The following is a 19,336-nucleotide window of genomic DNA, read 5'->3' as shown; positions in this document are numbered from 1 at the left end:
CTAATTAATCAGAATCATGGCTCCAAATAGTAAAATGTACTGGTAGAATTATCTAGATTAGGGAGCAATTCATGTTGAATCTTTCCTGTGATTAATGGGCTGTTAGCAGCTGATGACATGAATTTTTTCAACCAGCCATCGCTTCCTAAACCGATCACACGGTAGTTATTTTCAATGTCACAAGCAGCAACTAAATCCTCAAGAACCTGTTGTTTAGTTGCGTTTACAACATCAATATAGCCTGTTTCTAAAGCTTTTTCAGGAGAATATAAACGTGCACCTAAAACACCAACTAATTTTTCTTTAGTCAATAACGGGCGATTCGTTACAACGATATCAACAAATTGACCGTAAAGATAGTCTATGATCTCTTGTCTAATTTCACGATCTTTAGCTGTCCATTCCGTATAAGGATTCATAGGAGCTTTATCTTTTCCGGATATAAGCAAATCACTTTGCACACCATGACGAGATAAACCTTCTTTTACATTGAAATAAGGTCCAGAAAGCACTCCTACAGAACCTATTAAAGATGAGGATGTCGAGTAAATTTTATCCGCAGCGCAAGCAACATAATATCCGCCAGAGGCACAAAGACCATTTACAAAAACATAAACAGGGCACTTCGTACATTGTTTCCAAAATTTGATTGTTGAGTATACACGGGCGATTTCAAATACTTCTCCTCCAGGACAATCCATATCAATGATTAAGCCCTTCACTCTACCTTTATAAGGTGCTGAATCTAGTGCTATAATAGCTTCTTGTATGACTTTTTCCGTATGTCTACTCGAGGCAATAACATCCTTCATTTCTAATACAGCAATAATTGGCGCCTCTTTGCCTAGATCTTTTATCTCCCCTTTAGCATTAGGCATATTCACAAATTGAATGCCACCCCCAGAGGAGAGAGCAACAAATCCCAAGATAATAGAGAAGGCAAGAACCACTCCAAAAGATAAACCTAGAATTGATAGGAAGCCTTTAGACAAAAAATGCCAAAACGTTTTCATAAACACCCGTAAAGTCAAAAATTTATAAAATAAAGTATGTGAGGGAGGGCTTAAAGATCAAAAAAATATGATAAAAAGGGCTATAAAGCCCTTTAAACTATAGCGTAGCAACTTCTTCTTTGTTGGAATTTTCTACTGTAGTCCTGCTGATAGTGGCATTCGATGCGATTGCATCTGCTTTCGAACTTTCCGCAACAGCACTAGCTTCTTTGATGTTGTACTCTCTTCCTATGAAAGCGACAACAGCGATCCAAACAACCATAATTAAAAGAAGCACTACAGCAATCACATTAAGACTTGCTGCAACGGATGAAAAGATTATCAATAGCCCTTGATAAATCAACGAACCACCTGATTTCCCTATCCGAGATACAACGCCGTCAATAGCGGCCTTACCATAGTTTTTCTGATCATTAGGCAAAGGAATGAACGCCATTTCTTTAGTCTGATCAAAGAACGTGAATTTAGCAGCACGCGAGAACACGTTTTGCATCCCACCTATCCAAGCTGCTATGGCTAAAGGAGCCATATTGAAAAAGCCGCCAAAGATCATAACGTCTCTCTTTACAGCAAATACAGCAGCGAAAAATAGAACGCCTGTTACCAACATAACAATTGGAGTAGTCAATGCTCCTACCGTCCAGCCCCACTTTCGTATGCTCTGTCCAGTAAGGAAAATAGCCGCACAGACAGACACAATTCCTATTAGGGTTGTAATCCTACTCATGTAACTATTGAATTCAACATGGGAGCTGTAAATCTGACTGACTTGATCTTTCCAAACCACTTCAAACAAGTGAATAACAAGGTTATAGGATAAAACTATAATGGCAAGACCTAGTAGGTACCGGGAGCGAATAAGATAGAGGAAGAGGCTTTTTGCCTTTGTTTTCGTCTTTTTCTTAGCTTTTACACTGGCCACGCTTTCCTCAACTTGAGGAGGCGCTTCAGAAGGAGCAAAGGCTGTGGAGAAATTATAGGTGTGTTGTGTGAGGAAGTGAACTTTTCTATATAGCCAAATCATGCATAATCCAGCTAAAACGATTAAAATGGTGAGGTTCATCATAACCTCATGCCACTTGTCCTTCACAAAAGGATAGATGAAGAACGAGTGTTTCCCCATCCAATAGGAGATTTCCCCGGCAAACACGGAAGAAAGATTCAACCCCGTATTAATAAGGGCATAAAACCTTCCAGCTTCCCTTACACTGGTCACTTCATTAGCCAAGCCCCAAAAGAGCGTTGAAAGAACTACTGAACTCCACAGCTCTGACATCACATAGTATAGACTGTAGCTCCAGTAGCGAATCATTACAATGAAACCACGCAATCCCTTCGGCAGCAACTCTTGTAGCCTATCTGCGAGAGAATGCAAATGTAGAGCATCCCCCATGGGGTAAATTACTACGGCAAACAAGAAAAAGAAGCCGAGAAAAGTACCTATAAAGGAATAAAAAACGGTGTCTCTAGGACACCGACTACTTAGCCAACCGTAGATCATAGTAACAATAACGGCCCCGGGGACTATCCCCCAGACTTTCAAGAACGGTATAACTTCCGCACCCGCGTCAGACCCCACAACCACTAAAGTATCTTTCATACTTTTTAATAGGCAGTAATTAAATCCTACGAAAAAGGCTAGCCAGAAAAGAGGAATAAATTTAGGGAATTCTGATCGATATATGGGGCAGAAGTAAGCCCGCAGTCTTGAAAAGGGTTTCATCTCTGATGACTGCATAAACTCCTTCCCAAAATTATAGAGCATAAAGATTTGTAAACAGATGATAAATCATGCCTAAAAGACTTTGAAACCGTACAGTTCCTATAATACTTGTTGCTGAGCAAACGGCAAGGCATATTTTAAAAGATTACGACAAATGTAAAGGACCATTGTAATGTAACACCGCCTAAAATACAAGCTGTTCCTACGAGATTCTTTCGCTCTTTCTTTCAAATAAAAATTTACCAAGCTCTTAGTCGAGACACTGCTTTTTATAATCGAATACTCTCTCCAGGAAGTAGAGAAATCCGAGAATAATTAATGGCATTAACCCCATTACAGGGATGCGCACGCCCGCGGTGACTCCTAGCAAAATAATAAATTGAACCACTGTAAAAATCTTTCCAAAGAAAAGAGCTCGGTAATCATATCCTCTCCACCCCCTAACAACAGAGAGGTAGATAGCAAAAAGAACGAGGAAAATATCTCTAGCAAAAATAAGAAGGAGGTGCTCAGGGGACAAAGACCTTTCCCAATAAAGGATGGCAACACAGACAAAAACAAAGAACTTATCGGTCAGAGGATCCAGCATAGAACCAAAACGACTGGTCGCCTTATAGCGACGGGCAAGATAGCCGTCCAAAACATCACTAGCCATGGCACCTAAAATGACCAGTAGGCGTAGATGGATCTTTTCTTGGTAAAAGAACAAGGCTAGCCATATACGTGATAGAGAAAGTAAATTACAAAATTGTCTCATGATTTTGGCTAACGTGATCTTTTAAGGAATCTTAATATAACCTAAAGGGCCTATTATAGAATAAGCCGATTCTACAGGCAAGAAGAGAGTTCCTCCTCTCCAATAACCCTTTCTTAGATCACCTTATATTGATACCTATTTGATATTTTAGAAAAATTTTAAAGAAAAAGAGCAACCAATTAACTTTATTACGGGCTCCGTTAGAAAATTCGGAAAGAGAGGGATTCGAACCCTCGGTACCCTTTAGGGGTACGCGTCCTTAGCAGGGACGTACTTTCGACCACTCAGTCATCTTTCCTTAGCAAAGGTGTATTCAGAGCTCCCGAGAGAAAAACTTTTACTGCCTTCTTGTTCAATAAAGTAGAATAATTCCTATCTTCAATGAAAGCAAGCGAACTTTTAGGCCCCTCTAAGTCCTTCGATCCCTTAGATTAGAAGAGAACGAAATAAACTTGAATCCTACCCTTCAGGAGAAGAAATCAATTCTATTGTAAGTCAATATTAGTGATCTAGTACTTTCTATATCCTGCTCTCCAAGTTTTTTCTGAATATTTGATGGAAACTTTATCGGTTTCCCTAACCTTTATGACTTGAGCATATATTTTCGATATCCTAACCTGATCTCTAATGACTCCCGCGTTTAAATCGCATCATAGAAATTATGTCGACTCAAACAGAAAAAGCCTCTGCCCCTACACTGCCCAGTCCTCCCAGCTCTAAAGAATCAGAAATGATTGTTCTGGGCTGTATGTTAACAGGGGTTAATTATCTTAATCTAGCGGCCAACCAACTTAATGAAGATGATTTTTACTACCTTGAACATAAAATCATTTTCCGAGTTCTACAAGACGCTTTTAAACATGATAAACCCATAGATGTGCATCTTGCAGGAGAAGAACTAAAGAGAAGAAATCACCTTACGGTGATTGGGGGCCCTGGCTACTTAATTACTTTAGCAGATTTTGCAGGAACTGCAGCGTATATTGAAGAATACATTCAGATCATTCTTTCTAAATCCATTTTAAGAAAGATGATCCAAACAGCTAAGGAAATAGAGAAGAAAGCAACTGAAGAACCTAAAGATGTTGCTGTTGCTCTAGATGAAGCTCAAAACGCTTTATTTAAAATTAGCCAAACAACAGCCCTCACACAATACGTTCTTGTTGCCGATAAACTTCAGGGCTTAACTTCCGCTCAAGAAAAGCCCTTTTTAATACAATTACAAGAAAAACAAGAGTTCTTCCATCAGCACGCTCAAAGTGGTGATGCTTTACCCATTTCGGGCATTCCTACGCATTTCATTGATTTAGATAAGATGATCAACGGGTTTTCCCCATCCAACTTAATGATTCTTGCCGCCCGACCTGCCATGGGGAAAACTGCTCTCGCTTTAAATATTGCAGAAAACATGTGTTTTCAAAGTCGGCTTCCTATAGGAATTTTTTCTCTAGAGATGACCGTAGATCAACTTATTCATAGAATCATATGTTCTCGATCCGAAGTGGAATCTAGAAAAATTAATGTAGGAGATTTATCCGGGCAAGACTTCCAACGAATTGTTGCTGTCGTAAATGAAATGCAGCAGCACACCCTACTTATAGATGATCAGCCCGGATTAAAAGTAACAGATCTTAGAGCTCGCGCTCGAAGAATGAAAGAAAGCTATGATATTCAATTTTTGATTATCGATTACCTACAACTTCTTTCTGGTTCGGGGACCCTACGTTCTGCAGAAAGTCGCCAAACAGAAATTTCAGAAATCTCAAGAATGCTGAAAACTTTGGCTAGAGAATTAAATATCCCAATTCTCTGTTTATCACAGCTGTCTAGAAAGGTGGAAGACAGAGCCAATCACCGACCTATGATGAGTGATCTTAGAGAAAGTGGAAGCATAGAACAAGACTCCGACTTAGTGATGTTTTTACTACGTCGAGAGTATTATGATCCAAACGATAAGCCCGGAACAGCGGAACTTATAGTCGCGAAAAACCGTCATGGTTCCATAGGCTCTGTTCCTTTGGTTTTTGAAAAGGAACTCGCGAGATTTAGAAATTATGCAGCCTTTGAGCTCAACGGTTAAATAAAAAAATTATTCTATTTCCCTAGATAACCTCGATTAAAATCGTTAGTGGACCACAAAATATCTTTGTAGTAACATTTCCCTTGTTGTTTCCCGTGAGAAAAACGAGTACCACAATCCTAGGTTTACTTAGTGTGTTGAGATTGTGGGATAAAACAAAACGGTGAAACGCGGTGTGCCGAATTAAATTAGGGTAGCTCTAATTTAGTTATCCCTTTTGGCGGTCCTTTTCCCATTTAAGGAAAGATCGAATCACACCTACACATATTCATACACTAACAATAAATAAAGACTATGTCATCTGTTAAGAAAAAACGAAGACTTAAAATCGCTAAGCATAAGCGTAATAAAAGACGCCGAAGAGACCGTCATAAAAATAAATAATTGCTAGTTTATGTGGACTCACCCAATTAATTACGATGTTATTGTAGTTGGTGCTGGGCATGCGGGTTGCGAGGCTGCTTTTTGCTCTGCAAAAATGGGCGCCTCTGTACTAATCTTAACTTCAAACTTAGACACTATTGCTAAGTTGAGTTGTAATCCTGCCGTTGGAGGTATCGGCAAGGGGCATATTGTTCGAGAGATCGATGCCCTAGGCGGTATCATGGCTGAGGTTACTGATCAGTCTGGGATACAATTTCGCATCTTAAATCAGACCAAAGGCCCTGCTGTCCGTGCTCCAAGAGCTCAAGTTGATAAGCAAATGTATCATATTCATATGAAACGCTTATTAGAGAGCACTCCCGGCTTGCATATCATGCAGGGTACGGTTGAGTCCTTGCTAGACAATGAAAATGTCATTCAAGGTGTTACAACAAAAGAAGGTATCACCTATCTAGGTAAGACAGTCATTTTGTCTTCTGGGACATTTATGCGTGGCCTAATTCACATTGGCGACCTTAACTTTCCTGGCGGACGTCTTGGCGATCCTGCGGCTACAGGATTATCGGCAGCTCTCAAGGAGCGTGGTTTTCCAATCAGCAGACTAAAAACAGGCACGCCTCCACGATTACTTGCTTCCTCCATAGACTTTTCCGTAGCAGAAGAACAGCCTGGAGATCCTGGTGTAGGCTTTGTTCATAGAGATGAACCCTTTGTTCCTCCTCTACCTCAAGTATCGTGTTATATTACTCATACTACTCAAAAAACTAAGGATATCATTGCTGCTAATATTAGCCGTTCCGCTTTGTATGGAGGTCGTATTGAAGGTATAGGCCCTCGATACTGTCCATCTATTGAAGATAAAATCGTTAAATTTGCAGATAAAGAGCGTCATCATATCTTCATAGAACCTGAAGGAATTTATACTCAGGAAGTCTATGTAAATGGCCTATCCACATCTATGCCTTTTGATGTGCAATATAACATGATCCGTTCAGTTCACGGGCTAGAAAATGCGATTATTACGCGTCCTGCCTATGCTATTGAATATGATTACGTTCATGGAAATGTGATCTACCCTACTTTAGAAAGTAAGATCGTAGAAGGTCTATTTCTATGCGGCCAGATCAATGGAACAACTGGATATGAAGAAGCAGCTGCTCAAGGTCTTATAGCAGGGATTAACGCAGTAAATAAAGTCCTTAAAAAACCGGCATTCATCCCCTCACGACAAGAGTCCTATATTGGCGTGATGTTGGATGATCTTACAACTCAAGTATTAGATGAACCTTACCGTATGTTCACAGGCAGAGCAGAACATCGCCTACTTTTAAGACAGGATAATGCTTGCTTACGTTTGTCTCACTACGGTCGGGATTTAGGCCTCTTAAGTCAAGAGCGTTATGAAATCTTTGAAAATCAAAAACAAATTATAGAAGACGAAAAAGCCCGTCTCAATAAAACTTTCAAAAAGTATGGAAATTCTGTAGTCTCGCTAGCAAAAGCTTTATGCCGTCCAGAAGTCTCTTACGATATTCTCAGGGAAACCTTCCCTGACGATGTCCGTGACCTTGGCTCAACGCTTAATGCTTCGTTAGAGATGGAAATCAAGTATGCGGGATATATAGATCGTCAGAAATCGTTGATTCATAGTTTATCGAAATCAGAGAATATGGTTATTCCTGAAGATATAGACTATCAAAGTATTTCCTCTTTAAGTTTAGAAGCTAGAGAAAAACTAGCTAAATTCACCCCAAGAACTATAGGGTCAGCTTCAAGAATATCGGGTATTGCCTGCGCTGATATTCAGGTATTGATGGTTGCTGTAAAAAAACATGCTCACCAATAAGTGTATTTTCTTAAATTTATCTGGAAAGACTATCTTCGAGCAGTTGCAAATAGAAGAAGCTCTTCTTCGCAACTATAAGGAAAATATTTGCATTATTAATTCGAATGCTCCGGAAGCCGTTGTCCTTGGTATTTCAAGACGTCCAAACGAAGATATCCATATCCCTAAATTACGATCTGATAACGTTCCTATAATTAAACGTTACAGTGGGGGTGGAACGGTATTTATTGATGAAAATAGTTTATTCGTAACATGGATTATGAATTCTTCCGAACCCATGGCCAATTCTCAAGATTTGATGCAATGGTCTTATGGTATCTATGCACCCATCTTCCCTGAAGAATTTTCTGTTAATGAAAATGATTATACTTTAGGAGAGAAGAAATTCGCAGGAAATGCTCAATATATCCAAAAATCTCGTTGGGTACATCACACAACATTCCTATGGGATATGGATATAGACAAGCTTACACGTTATCTACCAATACCCCAAAAACAACCGTCATATAGAAAACAACGTCTACATCAAGATTTCCTAACAACTATTCGCCCATGGTTCCCCACAAAAGAAAGCTTTTTTGATAAATTAAAAGCATCTGCGAGTAGTATTTTTCATTGGGGAACTCTTTCAGAACAAGAGCTGAAAGATATTCAGGAAAAACCCCACAGGAAATCTACCACTTTATTATAAAAGTGTTTTCTAATTACTTAGCAGAGTTAACTATTTCGATTTTGCTGAAGAAATAGTTAATTTCTATAGCTGCATTTTCCAAGCTATCGGATCCATGTACCGCATTGATGCCGATAGACTCGCCAAATTGAGCACGAATCGTCCCTTGAGCAGCTTCCTGAGGATTTGTAGCGCCCATAATTTCTCGGTTGCGAACTACAGCATTATCACCTTCAAGAACCATAACAACAACTGGGCCTGAAATCATAAAATCTACGAGCTCTTGGAAAAATGGACGAGATTTATGAACAGCGTAGAAGCCTTCAGCTTCTTTCACTGATAAATGCACCATTTTCATAGCAGCTATGCGAAATCCTGATTTTTCAAAAATCGCAACAATCTCACCAATATGAGCCTTGCCAACAGAATCAGGTTTGATAATGGATAGCGTTTGTTCCATGTATATACAATCTCCTAAAACAAAATGAATGTGGGAGAAATTATACCACTATCTTTAGGAAAGTCTAGCTCTTGTTCAAACCTTGTAAGTTCTTTTTTAAAGCAATAGGAAGAATTTCTGCTAACGATGCATTCTCTGGAAGTTCACTCATAGCTTCAGCAATCATTCTCTCTGCTGAAGGTTTAGAATATCCTAATGCAGCTAATGCTTGTATACCCTCATCCATACACGAAGGTTTTACGGATTCCCAAGAAGCAATTGCTTTAGAATCTAAAGGAAGTAAATCTGGAAGCTTTTGCTTGAGGTCTACCATAAGCTTTTCTGCTGTTTTTTTCCCTATACCAGGAACAGAAGCTATAGCTCTGACATCCTCAGCACGTGCTATAGAACATAATTTGCTAAGAGAAAATGTATTTAATATTGCTAGGCCTGTCTTAGGGCCTACTCCAGAAAATGAAATTAACATACGGAAACATTCGCGTTCTCTTCGAGAACTAAATCCATACAACACATGTTCTGTTTCACGAACAACCGTATAGGTATACACAACAACTTCACGATGTAATTGACCTGACAGCTCAATCAACCATCGATCGGGAGCAAAAATATTGAATCCTAATCCCTGACATTCGATCACAAGAGTTCCAGAACTCATATAAGTAAGAATTCCACGAATATAGTCGTACATTATCGAACTCCTAAACAAGTATAAGCAGAAGTATGTGCATGGCATATTGCTAATGCAAATGCATCTGCAATATCTTCACAATTGGAATTTAAGACATCAGGAATATTTAAAATCTTGCTAACCATAAGTTGCACCTGCTGTTTACTGGCATTTCCTTTACCGACAACAGCTCTCTTAGCTACGTTTGGAGCATATTCAAAAACAGGAATGTCTCGTAAAGCAGCAGCAAGTATGAGCACTCCCCGCGCCATGCCTAATTTTATAGTACTTTGAGGGTTCTTATGCACATATTGCGTTTCAAGAACCACAGCATCAGGAGTAATATCATCCAATACCCCAGACAATGTTTGAAAAAGCTGTTTATAACGCTGTGTTAATGAATCTTTTGAAGATAAACGGATAGCCCCATAGCTATGAGCTCGTATCTTATAACGCTGTTCAATATGGATAATAGCGTATCCAGAAACTAGTGTCCCAGGATCAATCCCCATAATCAATTGCGTCATAATCGAGTCCTTATACAGGCTTAAGAAAAGTTCCCCGAACGGAGTGTGTAGCGTTTATTCTATGCTAGCTATATATAATTACAACTAGAAATCTCCATGTAAGGTCTACTCTACAAGCCCACTACATTGTGATTCTCCAATACATTCGGTATCACAGTCTAAATCTCTACCTAAAAGCCGTTTTAAATGGGATACACTCAAAACATCTTCACATCCTAGTTTCTTATTAAGCGTCAGTATACGACAATACTGTTCTTCAACAAGATCTTGTAGTAAAGCAACCTCTTTCTTCTTCTGAACTAGCTCATCCTGAATCTGTAGGAGTTTCTCTGTTTCTGTATTTGTGCGTTCGGACTGTCTATAATTCTGTAACTCTAGACTTAATCTTGCGATTTCTTCTTGATACTTCTTATCCTGATCAGCTTTTTTCTGATGCAAAGCCGTCATAGCTTCATTTAAATCGACTATCTCTTGTTGCAATACGCTTTCTTTCGGTCCTTGTTCAAACATATCAGTTTCAGGAATACGCGATAGCGTTAACTTATCTAACTGTTCCTCGAGGACCTTAATCTTATGCTCATAACAGAGACGTCTTCCCTCACTAATTTCTGTTTGCTGAACACTTTCTATCAAATCTCGTTTTAATTCCTCGATGATGTCATTTTGATGACGTGTTTGCTGTAACTTCTCAGAAAGACGATGTTGTAACCAGCTATTCTCATTCTTTAATTTCTCAATTTCAGAATTTTTAACCTCATCACGAGATGAAAACTCTTTTTCCAAAGCCAATAACCGATGTTTCCATTCTAAATGGATATCTTGCTCATGAGAAAGATCTACTTGTAATACTTCAGATTTACTACAAACTAATTGCCCACTCATTTTGCTACAAACATCTGCTAAAGCATTACATGTGTATTGCCATTCCATAATGTCTGCATCTTTCCATCGACAGAGCAACAGAAGCATAGATCTCGAGTATATGTCGTAGTGATTTGAAGAAGAATAGGTGGAGTTGCTAGACCATATAGAAGTTAGATGCAGCTTAATTGCCGATAAGAGCCGCCGCAAAGGATACCTCTAAGATATTAATTAGATTTTTCCGGTTTATAGCACAGGGGGGAGTTATTGTCTCAAATTCACAACCAAAAAAAAGACATCCGAAAAACCTACGAAATCTAAGTTAATATTTCCTAGTGTGGATGCCAATTTTTAGAATTTCACAAAAAAATTATATGGAAAAAAAAAACCAAATAACCTGCACGATGTCCGACAATGAACAGAAGCGATTAGGTTAAGATCTAAACAAAAAAGGAAGAAACTGCTCAGAACAAGACTCGAACTTGCACGGGCTTGCGCCCAAGGGATTTTAAGTCCCTAGTGTCTACCATTCCACCATCTGAGCAATAATGAAGAATCTTGCCAATTATGAATTAAGCAACTGACATGATTCGAATTATAGTTTTTGGATATACCAACTTTAAGAGAAACACCAAAAATATAACTCAGAATCTTACCAGATGACACTTTCTAGATCAATGGTTTTCAAAGAGAAGACGGGCAAAATCTATAACGACTTATTACTCGTCTTCCATTGGGAAAGAAGAAGGTAGAGGCTGTTCACAGACAGGCTGTTCACAAACTGGAGAAGCTTCCATTTCTTCTTCAGGGAAAATAATTGTCTGATCACCTGATAGTAAAGCATTGATCACTTCAGAACTTTCGGTTACTAAAGCCTGTAGAGATTCATCTAAATCAGCTGAAGTTATTTCAGGATCCGAAATAGTTTGAGAAATAATCTCAGAAATTAATTTTGCTGGAGGAGGTAGTAGAGAAAACTTCTTCTGCTCCCCTAATTTATTTTCCTGTGACTCTTCCCAAAGTTCTTCAGTAACGGTATCAATGATCTCTTGTGAAGATCCCGCAACTTCGGATACTTCTTTATTGGCTTTTTTACGGCCCTGTTTTTTCTTCTCTTTCCACTTATCTCCCTTACGTTCTTTCTTCTCTTTTCTAGTTGTAGAATGAGAAGATGGTGTTGTGGAAGATTCTGAAGATGAAGATTCAGCTGTAGCAACTGTCTCAGATGAAGAACTTTCTTCAACAGTTACAGGAGCTACTTTAGGCAACTTAATTAAGGCTTCTCTACCTCCGGCAATCTTAATACCACGATCCAAACCTACAGCTTTTAGGTTGATCTTAGTATCTCGAATTTCCATTACTTCGTAATCACCAGCAGGGACAATGAATGGCTTACTATGATCGCAGTTACGGAAGAAACAGGTGTTCCCCAAAGAAATCACTTCAACCGCTTCAACAACAAAGGGATCCTGAGAAAAATGCTTGGTATTGCGAACTGATAACTTGTATCCTTCCCTCGACGTAATTACAGTTTCAATAACTGGATCTCTTGTAAAATACACGAATTTAACCTTTTATTTAGAGTTCTTTGCTACATACTCTAACAAATCAACTATGCGGGTTGCATATCCTATCTCATTATCATACCAGGCAACTAGTTTGAAAAAGCGATCGGTTAACGCTATTCCTGCACCAGCATCAAATATAGAAGAATATTCGCATCCTATAAAATCAGAAGATACTACTTCTTGATCCGTATAACCTAGAATCCCACGCAGATTAGTTTCTGAAGCATTTTTAATCGCTTTACATATCTCTTCATATGTTGTTGACTTCTGTAATCTTACAGTAAGGTCAACGACAGAAACATCGGCAACAGGAACTCTAAAAGCCATTCCGGTTAATTTATTCTTTAATTCTGGGAGACATAAGGCAACAGCTTTAGCAGCTCCTGTAGAAGCAGGAACGATATTTTGAAAAGCTCCTCTACCACCTCTCCAATCTTTCTTGGATGGACCATCTACAACACTTTGGGTAGCTGTAGCGGCATGCACTGTGGTCATCAAACCTTCTTCGATACCAAAATTATCTAGTAACACTTTAGCCAAAGGAGCAAGACAGTTTGTAGTACAGGAAGCATTAGAAATAATTGTATCCTTCTCAGGATCAAATGCATTCTCATTTACTCCCATTACAAACGTCGGGACATCTCCTTTTGCAGGAGCAGTAATAAGTACACGTTTAGCTCCAGAATCAAGATGCTTTGCAGCATCCTCTTTTTTGGTAAATAAACCTGTACTTTCAATGACAACATCTACACCCAGATCTTTCCAGGGAAGCTTTTGAACATCACGTTGATCTAGCAATTGAATTCTACGGCCATCAACAACGAGATAGCCGTTATCATAAGACACGTCTGCTGGGAAACGTCCATGAGTAGAATCGTATTTGAATAAATACGTTAAAGCCTCTCCAGGGACAAGATCATTAACAGCCACGACATCGACAGAAGAATTTCTTTTTAGAACTTGTCTTAAAACTAATCTTCCAATCCGTCCAAAACCGTTAATTACAACTTTCATCGCTATTCCCTAGTAGTCAGTATTCGCAAAAAAATAGCCTAGTCGGCTAAAAATTCTATAATACACTTTCGTGCATTATCACCAACTCTATTTTGCAACTTTAAAATGCGTGTATAACCGCCATTTCTAGAGACAAAACGAGTGCCTAATTGATCGAATAGTTTGTTTATAACGGTACGGTCTACGTTATAAGCTGATAAATCGCCTGCTTTAGCTTGACGAGCTTCCTTGCTTGTCAACTTATTGTATCTAACCATTAGCCTAGCAACAGCTAAACGTCTTGCAGCTAATGTATTTTTCTTAGCTAGTGTAATCATCTTATCAGCACAACGACGCAACTCTTTTGCCTTAGGCAAAGTAGTTTCTATTCTTTCTTGGTGAATTAGAGATTTTAACATGTTAGCTAACATACAACGATTATGCGCAGAAGTACGACCAACTCTAAATTTCTTTCTTGCGTGTTGCATATACTTAATTATCCCTTGACGTTTTTAGACCGAATCTTTTCGGCGTAACTCTTCATTTTTTCTTTTACGTTGTCTAAACCAACACCAAACTGACTGAGATCCATTCCCAATTCAAGTTTCATTTCTTTCAACTTGTTCTTAATCTCACAAAGAGACTTCTTACCAAAGTTTCTGAATTGCAACAGGCGAGGTTCCGGCATAATCACCAACTCACCAATAGTTTCAATATTTGCGTTAGACAAACAATTTGTAGATCTTACAGATAACTCGATCTCGTTAATACCTAAGACTAACTTATGAAGAATATCGTCTTTGTTCTCTTTCTCGATAGAAATAGCTTCTTCAAAGACTATCTTCTTCTCATCCATTTTTTCAAAAATAGAGAAGTGCTTAGTTAAAATTTGTGTAGAGAAAGCTAAAGCTTCTTTAGGAGATACCCTACCATCTGTTTCCACATGCAAAATCAAGCGATCGAAATCTGTATCTTGACCAACACGAGTATCTTCTACAAAGTAATTAACTAAAACTACAGGTGAAAAGGCCGCATCTAAGACGATCTCATTCACACCTTTATCCTCAAGAACGATTCTCTCAGATGTAGAATATCCTCTTCCAAATGCCACTCTTAGGGCAATTTCAAGCTGCATAGGTTGTGTGACAGTGAAAATCACATGATCAGGGTTAACAGATTCAAACCCACCTTCTTGCAATAAATCAGCCAATGTTATGGACTTTTGACCACCACAAGCAGCAAGATCAGAGGCATCTACAGAAATAGTAGACTTTAATAATTGAGTACAACGACCGTCTTCACTATCTTGGAAAGGATATTTCTTGAGCAAAGCTCCTTTCAAGTTTAAGACAATGTTTGTTACATCTTCTACGATTCCCTCTATCGCCATGTACTCATGAAGCACACCAGTCATAGAGAAAGAAATAATTGCAGGGGCTTCTAAACCAATCAATAATGCTCTTCTCAAAGCATTACCTAAGGTATGACCCATACCTCTCTCTAGAGGCTCTGCGACAAAACTCGCCTGCTTATCAACCGATCCCCCGCTACCTTCTACAGCCATCATTTTGACTGATTCTGGCAATTCAAATTTATCGTAAAGTAAATTTTGTGAATTATCCGACATCCCTTTCTCCTTCCCTAAAACTACACTCTGCGCCTTTTTCTTGGTCGACAACCATTATGAGGAACAGGAGTTTCGTCACGGATGACAGAAACAACTAAACCAGAGGCTATGAGAGCGCGAACCGCAGATTCTCTGCCAGCTCCAGTACCTTTTAAACATACTTCGACTTCTTTAAGGCCAGAATTCATAGCATTTTTTGCAGCGTCTTGTGCAGCCATCGTTGCAGCAAAAGCAGATGACTTACGAGATCCAGAATATCCAACTTTTCCAGCTGAAGCCCAAGAGATAGTATTTCCTGCAGGATCTGTTATGGATACAATCGTATTGTTGAAGGTAGCCTTAACATGAACAACGCCTGAAGGAATATTTTTTAACTGTTTTCTTTTTACGCCTTTTTTCTGCGTTTGATGTTTAACCAAAACACGTTCTCCTAAAAAAATTATTTCTTCTTACCTGCGACTGTTTTACGCTTGCCTTTACGTGTTCGAGAATTTGTTTTTGTTCTCTGTCCTCTAACAGGCAATGAAAGACGATGTCTTTGTCCACGATAGGCGTGTATAGAGATCAATCTTTTAATATCCGACTGCACACGACGTCGCAAGTCCCCTTCAACTACATATTCTGATTGTAGGAGGGAATTGAGGCGGCCTATTTCTTCCTCCGTCAATTCAACAGCCCTAGCTTCAGGATTCAATTGCAATTTCGCAATAATCTCTTCAGAAAGAGCTGGCCCTATTCCATAAATATATGTAAGACTTATTTTTAATTTTTTCTTCGCAGGAATATCAATTCCAATGATGCGTGGCATACGTAGGGCCTCCCTTAAAGTAGTATAAGCATCTTAGGTCAAAAATTGTTATTTTTCAATGCCTTCCTTTGGAACGATCTTTTTTCAAAAAACTATCGTACCGACGCATAAGCAAAAAGGCATCCACTTGTTTCATCGTATCTAAAACCACACCAACTACGATCAACATTGCTGTGCCGCCTAAAAAATAACTTACATTAGCATCTACATGAAGAACGCGTCCTAAAATAGATGGTAAAATAGCAATAACAGCTAAGAAGACCGCCCCTAATAAAGTGACGCGGTTCATGGTGTATTCTAAATATGTTTGTGTAGGCTTCCCTTGTCGAATTCCAGGAATAAAGGCGTTATTCTTTTTCATTTCAGAAGCAATTTGTTCCGGGTGGAACTGGGTTGCAGTCCAGAAATAAGTAAAAAATATTATAAGCAGAACATAACATGAGGAATATACCCAGCTACCTGGGGATAACATCATAGCAATGCGCTTAAGCCATGAAGAATCCGAGGACATGAACTGCCCTATAGTCGCAGGAAACATCAGCAAGGACGAAGCAAAAATAACAGGTATAACGCCCGCATAGTTTACCTTCAGCGGCAAATAGGATCCTCCTCCGGGGATTTCTCTCCTACCAATTACTCTACGTGCATATTGCACAGGAATTTTTCTCACACCTTCAATAATTAATATTGTTGTGACGAGAACAAATACAAAAATAAAGCACAACAAGAGGAGCGAGAACAAACCTAGTTGTGAAGGGTCTTGAGAACCAAGATTTAGCTTATTCACTATGGATCCCAAAACAGATGGGAAGGAAGCTAAAATCCCAAGACTGATAATTAAGCTAACGCCATTACCAATCCCCTTATCAGAAATTTGTTCGCCTATCCACATTAGCAACAATGTTCCTGTTGTCATAACAACAACTGTTGTCATGTAAAAGATCCAAGGAGCTCCAAATAATTTGGAGGACAATAGGGTTGGAAGAACAATACCAGGAATAGACATATTCATCTTTAAAGCAAACTTAGCAAAGAGCAGAGACTGAATAAATGCTAAGCCAACTGTAAATAGACGAGTCATCCTACCAATCTTTCTTTTCCCTTGGTCAGGACTTTCGCGCATCTCCCTCTGTATTGAGGGCATAAACACTAAAAGAAGTTGCACTATGATGGATGCCGAAATATACGGCACCACGCCTAACGCAATCACTGTCATTTGCGCAAAGGCTCCTCCAGAAAATATATCAGCTAACTGAAATAAGTTCTGACTAGAACCTAGTAATTGTTTGAAATAAGCTACGGCGCGTTCCCCGTTAATTCCTGGAACAGGAATGAACACACCAACTCGGCAGGCCGCAAGTAAAGCAAAAGTAAAAAATAACTTTTTTCTTAGCTCAGCAATGGAAAATATCTGTCGTAAAGTTGTCATAGTCAGGCCTGAAAATTTTTATCTTTAAGCAACACCAATAAGGTTTCGTACTCCTTGAGACAATACTACATTAGCGTCCTTCCAGATAAACGTTTTCTCTAATTCGCCTTTAACAATTACTTTTACTCTAATCGCATGCTTATCTATAGCTCTTTTTTCCTTCAAAGCATCCAAAGTAATTTCTTCCCCTTCATTGAATAAAACATTCAAACGTTGAGTAGTAATTTCTTCTACGCATTTATCGAAACGCTTATGAGAAAATCCTCTCGTAGGGACTCTTCTATAAAGAGGCACTCCGCCCCCTTCATAACCAAATCTACGCTTATAACCAGAACGGCTTCCATCTCCTTTATGGCCTCGGCAACTTGTTTTGCCATGACCAGAACTAGGACCGCGTCCTAATAATTTTGTTCTTCTTTTACGTGGTGAAGGATCTTGTAACGATTCTAATTTAATCATGTGTCACTCTTCTCCTTTGCAAAACGTCTTTCCTGCTAGAAAGACTCAAGAGAGCTTTAAAAGCAGCTTTTACTTGGTTCATTGGGTTATTTGAGCCTAAACTTTTGGCAACAATATTTTTGACTCCAGCCATTTCTAAAATCAAACGAATACGAGAACCTGCCACAATTCCAGTTCCTGACTTAGCAGGCTTCAAAAGCAACTGAGCTCCATCCTGATCAACTAAAACTTCATGAGGAATAGAACCACTTTCCAAAGATTCAATAGTAATTAGATTCTTTCTGGCAGCTTCTCCGCCTTTGCGAATAGCATCTGTTAATTCGTTTGCTTTGGCAAAACCGTAGCCCAAGCGTCCCTTACCGTCACCCACTAAAATAAGCGCGGAAAAACTAAATTTACGACCGCCCTTGACTACTTTCGAACAACGATTGACAACAAGAACTTTCTCCTCTAGCTGATCTTCTTTGTGAGAATTCTTTGATAACGTCATCTCTTTAAACCTTCATTAAAACTGTAATCCGCCTTCTCTAGCTCCATCAGCAACCATGGCAATAATTCCATGATATTTGAAAGGGCCACGATCGAAAACAACTCGATCTACTTGAAGACTTTTCCCTATCTCGGCAATTTGGGTTCCCAACGTTTTAGCAACGTCTTGATTTTTTTTAATTAATCCGGAAGCTTTATTTGATTTCGCCATAGTTGAGACAGAAGCCAAAGTCTTGCCAATAGAATCATCAATTAATTGCACATAGATATGTTTGTTGGTCTTCACAACACACAAACGAGGCTTTAAAGAAGAGCCTCTTAAGACTTTACGCACTCTTAAAGCCCTATGAACTTTCTTTTCAGACTTCTTGAATAACGAATTTTCCATAACCTAACTCTGCCTTACTACACTATTTCTTACCTGTTTTTGCCGCTTTTCCTGCCTTACGACGGACATACTCATTTTCATAGCGGATACCTTTACCTTTATAAGGTTCAGGACGACGTTTAGCACGGATACTAGCAGCAAATTCTCCGACTAGCTGCTTATTGATTCCCTTCACTGAAATCAAAGTGTTCTTTTCAACACTAACTTGAAGCTCTGCGGGAATAGGCATTTTCGTAGGATGAGATACTCCAATCGATAAATCTAAAACGGAGCCTTGAACAGCAGCTCTAAAACCGACCCCAATCATTTCTAATCGCTTTTCAAATCCTGTATTGACTCCTTGAACCATATTAGAAATCAATGCCCAAAACAAACCTTGCATACGACTTGGTCTATCAACAACATGGGGAGCAGCATGAACAAAAACTTCCCTATCTTTGATGTCGACAACCACTTCTGGAGCCAATACTTGTTTTAAAGAGCCCTTAGGACCTTTTACTAAGATTTCATTATTTTGAATGGAGACCTCTACTCCTTGAGGGAGCACAATAGGGTCTCGAGCTTTACGAGACATTCCTTACCGTCCT

At 39.0% G+C, this 19,336-nt stretch carries 22 protein-coding genes and 2 tRNA genes; 4 read left to right on the top strand and 20 right to left on the bottom strand.

Annotation, left to right across the window (positions count from 1 at the left end; genetic code table 11):
* Nucleotides 1-14: 14 nt before the first annotated feature.
* The 4 genes from CCA_RS00675 to CCA_RS00660 form a co-directional block, all read right to left on the bottom strand.
* Nucleotides 15-1,013 (bottom strand): S49 family peptidase, encoded by a 999-nt coding sequence (locus tag CCA_RS00675; protein WP_011006100.1) that lies wholly within the window; start codon nt 1,011-1,013, stop codon nt 15-17.
* 97 nt (nt 1,014-1,110) lie between these two features.
* Nucleotides 1,111-2,751 (bottom strand): NTP/H+ exchange transporter Npt2, encoded by a 1,641-nt coding sequence (gene npt2, locus CCA_RS00670; RefSeq protein WP_011006099.1) that lies wholly within the window; start codon nt 2,749-2,751, stop codon nt 1,111-1,113.
* Nucleotides 2,752-2,986: 235 nt separating this feature from the next.
* Nucleotides 2,987-3,493: a CDP-alcohol phosphatidyltransferase family protein gene (locus CCA_RS00665; protein WP_011006098.1), complete on the bottom strand. Its 507-nt coding sequence runs from the start codon at nt 3,491-3,493 to the stop codon at nt 2,987-2,989.
* Between the two features lie 210 nt (nt 3,494-3,703).
* Nucleotides 3,704-3,791 (bottom strand) — tRNA-Ser (locus CCA_RS00660).
* Nucleotides 3,792-4,154: 363 nt separating this feature from the next.
* On the opposite strand from CCA_RS00660, the gene dnaB reads away from it, so the two are divergent.
* The 4 genes from dnaB to CCA_RS00645 all read left to right on the top strand — a co-directional run bounded on the left by dnaB (nt 4,155) and on the right by CCA_RS00645 (nt 8,494).
* Nucleotides 4,155-5,573 (top strand): replicative DNA helicase, encoded by a 1,419-nt coding sequence (dnaB, locus tag CCA_RS00655; protein WP_011006097.1) that lies wholly within the window; start codon nt 4,155-4,157, stop codon nt 5,571-5,573.
* A 294-nt stretch (nt 5,574-5,867) separates the two neighbouring features.
* Nucleotides 5,868-5,957 carry an AURKAIP1/COX24 domain-containing protein gene (locus tag CCA_RS05455; protein WP_072667724.1) on the top strand — a complete coding sequence of 30 codons (90 nt, stop codon included), beginning with the start codon at nt 5,868-5,870 and terminating at the stop codon, nt 5,955-5,957.
* 10 nt (nt 5,958-5,967) lie between these two features.
* Nucleotides 5,968-7,803 (top strand): tRNA uridine-5-carboxymethylaminomethyl(34) synthesis enzyme MnmG, encoded by a 1,836-nt coding sequence (gene mnmG / locus CCA_RS00650; RefSeq protein ID WP_011006096.1) that lies wholly within the window; start codon nt 5,968-5,970, stop codon nt 7,801-7,803.
* On the top strand, nt 7,790-8,494 hold the full coding sequence (locus CCA_RS00645; RefSeq protein ID WP_011006095.1) for a lipoate--protein ligase family protein: 705 nt from the start codon (nt 7,790-7,792) through the stop codon (nt 8,492-8,494). Before mnmG ends, CCA_RS00645 begins: the two co-directional genes overlap by 14 nt.
* Before the next feature lie 13 nt (nt 8,495-8,507).
* On the opposite strand, the gene ndk is transcribed toward CCA_RS00645, so the two are convergent.
* The 16 genes from ndk to rplF all read right to left on the bottom strand — a co-directional run bounded on the left by ndk (nt 8,508) and on the right by rplF (nt 19,323).
* Nucleotides 8,508-8,933, bottom strand: a complete 426-nt coding sequence (ndk, locus tag CCA_RS00640) for a nucleoside-diphosphate kinase (RefSeq protein ID WP_011006094.1) — start codon at nt 8,931-8,933, stop codon at nt 8,508-8,510.
* A gap of 64 nt (nt 8,934-8,997) precedes the next feature.
* Nucleotides 8,998-9,621 carry a Holliday junction branch migration protein RuvA gene (gene ruvA / locus CCA_RS00635; protein ID WP_011006093.1) on the bottom strand — a complete coding sequence of 208 codons (624 nt, stop codon included), beginning with the start codon at nt 9,619-9,621 and terminating at the stop codon, nt 8,998-9,000.
* Nucleotides 9,621-10,127 (bottom strand): crossover junction endodeoxyribonuclease RuvC, encoded by a 507-nt coding sequence (ruvC, locus tag CCA_RS00630; RefSeq protein ID WP_011006092.1) that lies wholly within the window; start codon nt 10,125-10,127, stop codon nt 9,621-9,623. The genes ruvA and ruvC overlap by 1 nt, the downstream gene beginning before the upstream one ends.
* Before the next feature lie 105 nt (nt 10,128-10,232).
* Entirely contained in the window at nt 10,233-11,057 is an 825-nt protein-coding gene (locus tag CCA_RS00625) for a hypothetical protein (RefSeq protein ID WP_193328802.1), read from the bottom strand.
* Between the two features lie 392 nt (nt 11,058-11,449).
* Nucleotides 11,450-11,532 (bottom strand) — tRNA-Leu (locus CCA_RS00620).
* A gap of 175 nt (nt 11,533-11,707) precedes the next feature.
* The gene (gene grgA / locus CCA_RS00615; RefSeq protein WP_011006090.1) at nt 11,708-12,550 is read right to left on the bottom strand and encodes a GrgA family transcription factor; all 843 of its coding nucleotides are present in this window, start codon (nt 12,548-12,550) and stop codon (nt 11,708-11,710) included.
* Nucleotides 12,551-12,562: 12 nt separating this feature from the next.
* A complete protein-coding gene (gene gap / locus CCA_RS00610) occupies nt 12,563-13,570 on the bottom strand; it encodes a type I glyceraldehyde-3-phosphate dehydrogenase (protein WP_011006089.1) in 1,008 nt (335 codons plus the stop codon).
* Between the two features lie 38 nt (nt 13,571-13,608).
* The gene (gene rplQ / locus CCA_RS00605; RefSeq protein WP_011006088.1) at nt 13,609-14,037 is read right to left on the bottom strand and encodes a 50S ribosomal protein L17; all 429 of its coding nucleotides are present in this window, start codon (nt 14,035-14,037) and stop codon (nt 13,609-13,611) included.
* A gap of 8 nt (nt 14,038-14,045) precedes the next feature.
* Nucleotides 14,046-15,176 (bottom strand): DNA-directed RNA polymerase subunit alpha, encoded by a 1,131-nt coding sequence (locus CCA_RS00600; RefSeq protein ID WP_041462193.1) that lies wholly within the window; start codon nt 15,174-15,176, stop codon nt 14,046-14,048.
* Between the two features lie 20 nt (nt 15,177-15,196).
* Complete coding sequence (rpsK, locus tag CCA_RS00595) at nt 15,197-15,595, bottom strand: 30S ribosomal protein S11 (RefSeq protein WP_011006086.1); 399 nt, start codon at nt 15,593-15,595, stop codon at nt 15,197-15,199.
* A gap of 20 nt (nt 15,596-15,615) precedes the next feature.
* The gene (gene rpsM, locus CCA_RS00590) at nt 15,616-15,984 is read right to left on the bottom strand and encodes a 30S ribosomal protein S13 (protein WP_011006085.1); all 369 of its coding nucleotides are present in this window, start codon (nt 15,982-15,984) and stop codon (nt 15,616-15,618) included.
* 55 nt (nt 15,985-16,039) lie between these two features.
* Complete coding sequence (secY, locus tag CCA_RS00585; protein ID WP_011006084.1) at nt 16,040-17,413, bottom strand: preprotein translocase subunit SecY; 1,374 nt, start codon at nt 17,411-17,413, stop codon at nt 16,040-16,042.
* Nucleotides 17,414-17,437: 24 nt separating this feature from the next.
* Nucleotides 17,438-17,872 carry a 50S ribosomal protein L15 gene (gene rplO / locus CCA_RS00580; RefSeq protein ID WP_011006083.1) on the bottom strand — a complete coding sequence of 145 codons (435 nt, stop codon included), beginning with the start codon at nt 17,870-17,872 and terminating at the stop codon, nt 17,438-17,440.
* Complete coding sequence (rpsE, locus tag CCA_RS00575; RefSeq protein WP_011006082.1) at nt 17,865-18,362, bottom strand: 30S ribosomal protein S5; 498 nt, start codon at nt 18,360-18,362, stop codon at nt 17,865-17,867. The genes rplO and rpsE overlap by 8 nt, the downstream gene beginning before the upstream one ends.
* A gap of 15 nt (nt 18,363-18,377) precedes the next feature.
* On the bottom strand, nt 18,378-18,749 hold the full coding sequence (rplR, locus tag CCA_RS00570) for a 50S ribosomal protein L18 (protein ID WP_011006081.1): 372 nt from the start codon (nt 18,747-18,749) through the stop codon (nt 18,378-18,380).
* 22 nt (nt 18,750-18,771) lie between these two features.
* Nucleotides 18,772-19,323, bottom strand: a complete 552-nt coding sequence (gene rplF / locus CCA_RS00565) for a 50S ribosomal protein L6 (protein WP_011006080.1) — start codon at nt 19,321-19,323, stop codon at nt 18,772-18,774.
* Nucleotides 19,324-19,336 lie beyond the last annotated feature (13 nt).

The sequence above is a fragment of the Chlamydia caviae GPIC genome, from assembly GCF_000007605.1.
Lineage (GTDB): Bacteria > Chlamydiota > Chlamydiia > Chlamydiales > Chlamydiaceae > Chlamydia > Chlamydia caviae.
The sequence above is the reverse complement of the archived record's forward strand: the minus strand, read 5'-3'. Positions and strand labels throughout refer to the sequence as shown.

Bases quoted from the DNA above. Each gene is read 5' to 3' on its own strand.
- ruvA (WP_011006093.1), bottom strand. From the start codon at position 9,621: ATGTACGACTATATTCGTGGAATTCTTACTTATATGAGTTCTGGAACT.
- CCA_RS05455 (WP_072667724.1), top strand. From the start codon at position 5,868: ATGTCATCTGTTAAGAAAAAACGAAGACTTAAAATCGCTAAGCATAAG.
- rpsE (WP_011006082.1), bottom strand. From the start codon at position 18,362: ATGACGTTATCAAAGAATTCTCACAAAGAAGATCAGCTAGAGGAGAAA.
- rplO (WP_011006083.1), bottom strand. From the start codon at position 17,872: ATGATTAAATTAGAATCGTTACAAGATCCTTCACCACGTAAAAGAAGA.
- rpsM (WP_011006085.1), bottom strand. From the start codon at position 15,984: ATGCCACGCATCATTGGAATTGATATTCCTGCGAAGAAAAAATTAAAA.
- rplQ (WP_011006088.1), bottom strand. From the start codon at position 14,037: ATGCAACACGCAAGAAAGAAATTTAGAGTTGGTCGTACTTCTGCGCAT.
- CCA_RS00675 (WP_011006100.1), bottom strand. From the start codon at position 1,013: ATGAAAACGTTTTGGCATTTTTTGTCTAAAGGCTTCCTATCAATTCTA.
- mnmG (WP_011006096.1), top strand. From the start codon at position 5,968: ATGTGGACTCACCCAATTAATTACGATGTTATTGTAGTTGGTGCTGGG.
- rplR (WP_011006081.1), bottom strand. From the start codon at position 18,749: ATGGAAAATTCGTTATTCAAGAAGTCTGAAAAGAAAGTTCATAGGGCT.
- npt2 (WP_011006099.1), bottom strand. From the start codon at position 2,751: ATGCAGTCATCAGAGATGAAACCCTTTTCAAGACTGCGGGCTTACTTC.
- CCA_RS00600 (WP_041462193.1), bottom strand. From the start codon at position 15,176: ATGTCGGATAATTCACAAAATTTACTTTACGATAAATTTGAATTGCCA.
- CCA_RS00665 (WP_011006098.1), bottom strand. From the start codon at position 3,493: ATGAGACAATTTTGTAATTTACTTTCTCTATCACGTATATGGCTAGCC.
- rplF (WP_011006080.1), bottom strand. From the start codon at position 19,323: ATGTCTCGTAAAGCTCGAGACCCTATTGTGCTCCCTCAAGGAGTAGAG.
- CCA_RS00625 (WP_193328802.1), bottom strand. From the start codon at position 11,057: ATGGAATGGCAATACACATGTAATGCTTTAGCAGATGTTTGTAGCAAA.
- secY (WP_011006084.1), bottom strand. From the start codon at position 17,413: ATGACAACTTTACGACAGATATTTTCCATTGCTGAGCTAAGAAAAAAG.
- CCA_RS00645 (WP_011006095.1), top strand. From the start codon at position 7,790: ATGCTCACCAATAAGTGTATTTTCTTAAATTTATCTGGAAAGACTATC.
- dnaB (WP_011006097.1), top strand. From the start codon at position 4,155: ATGTCGACTCAAACAGAAAAAGCCTCTGCCCCTACACTGCCCAGTCCT.
- ruvC (WP_011006092.1), bottom strand. From the start codon at position 10,127: ATGACGCAATTGATTATGGGGATTGATCCTGGGACACTAGTTTCTGGA.
- gap (WP_011006089.1), bottom strand. From the start codon at position 13,570: ATGAAAGTTGTAATTAACGGTTTTGGACGGATTGGAAGATTAGTTTTA.
- ndk (WP_011006094.1), bottom strand. From the start codon at position 8,933: ATGGAACAAACGCTATCCATTATCAAACCTGATTCTGTTGGCAAGGCT.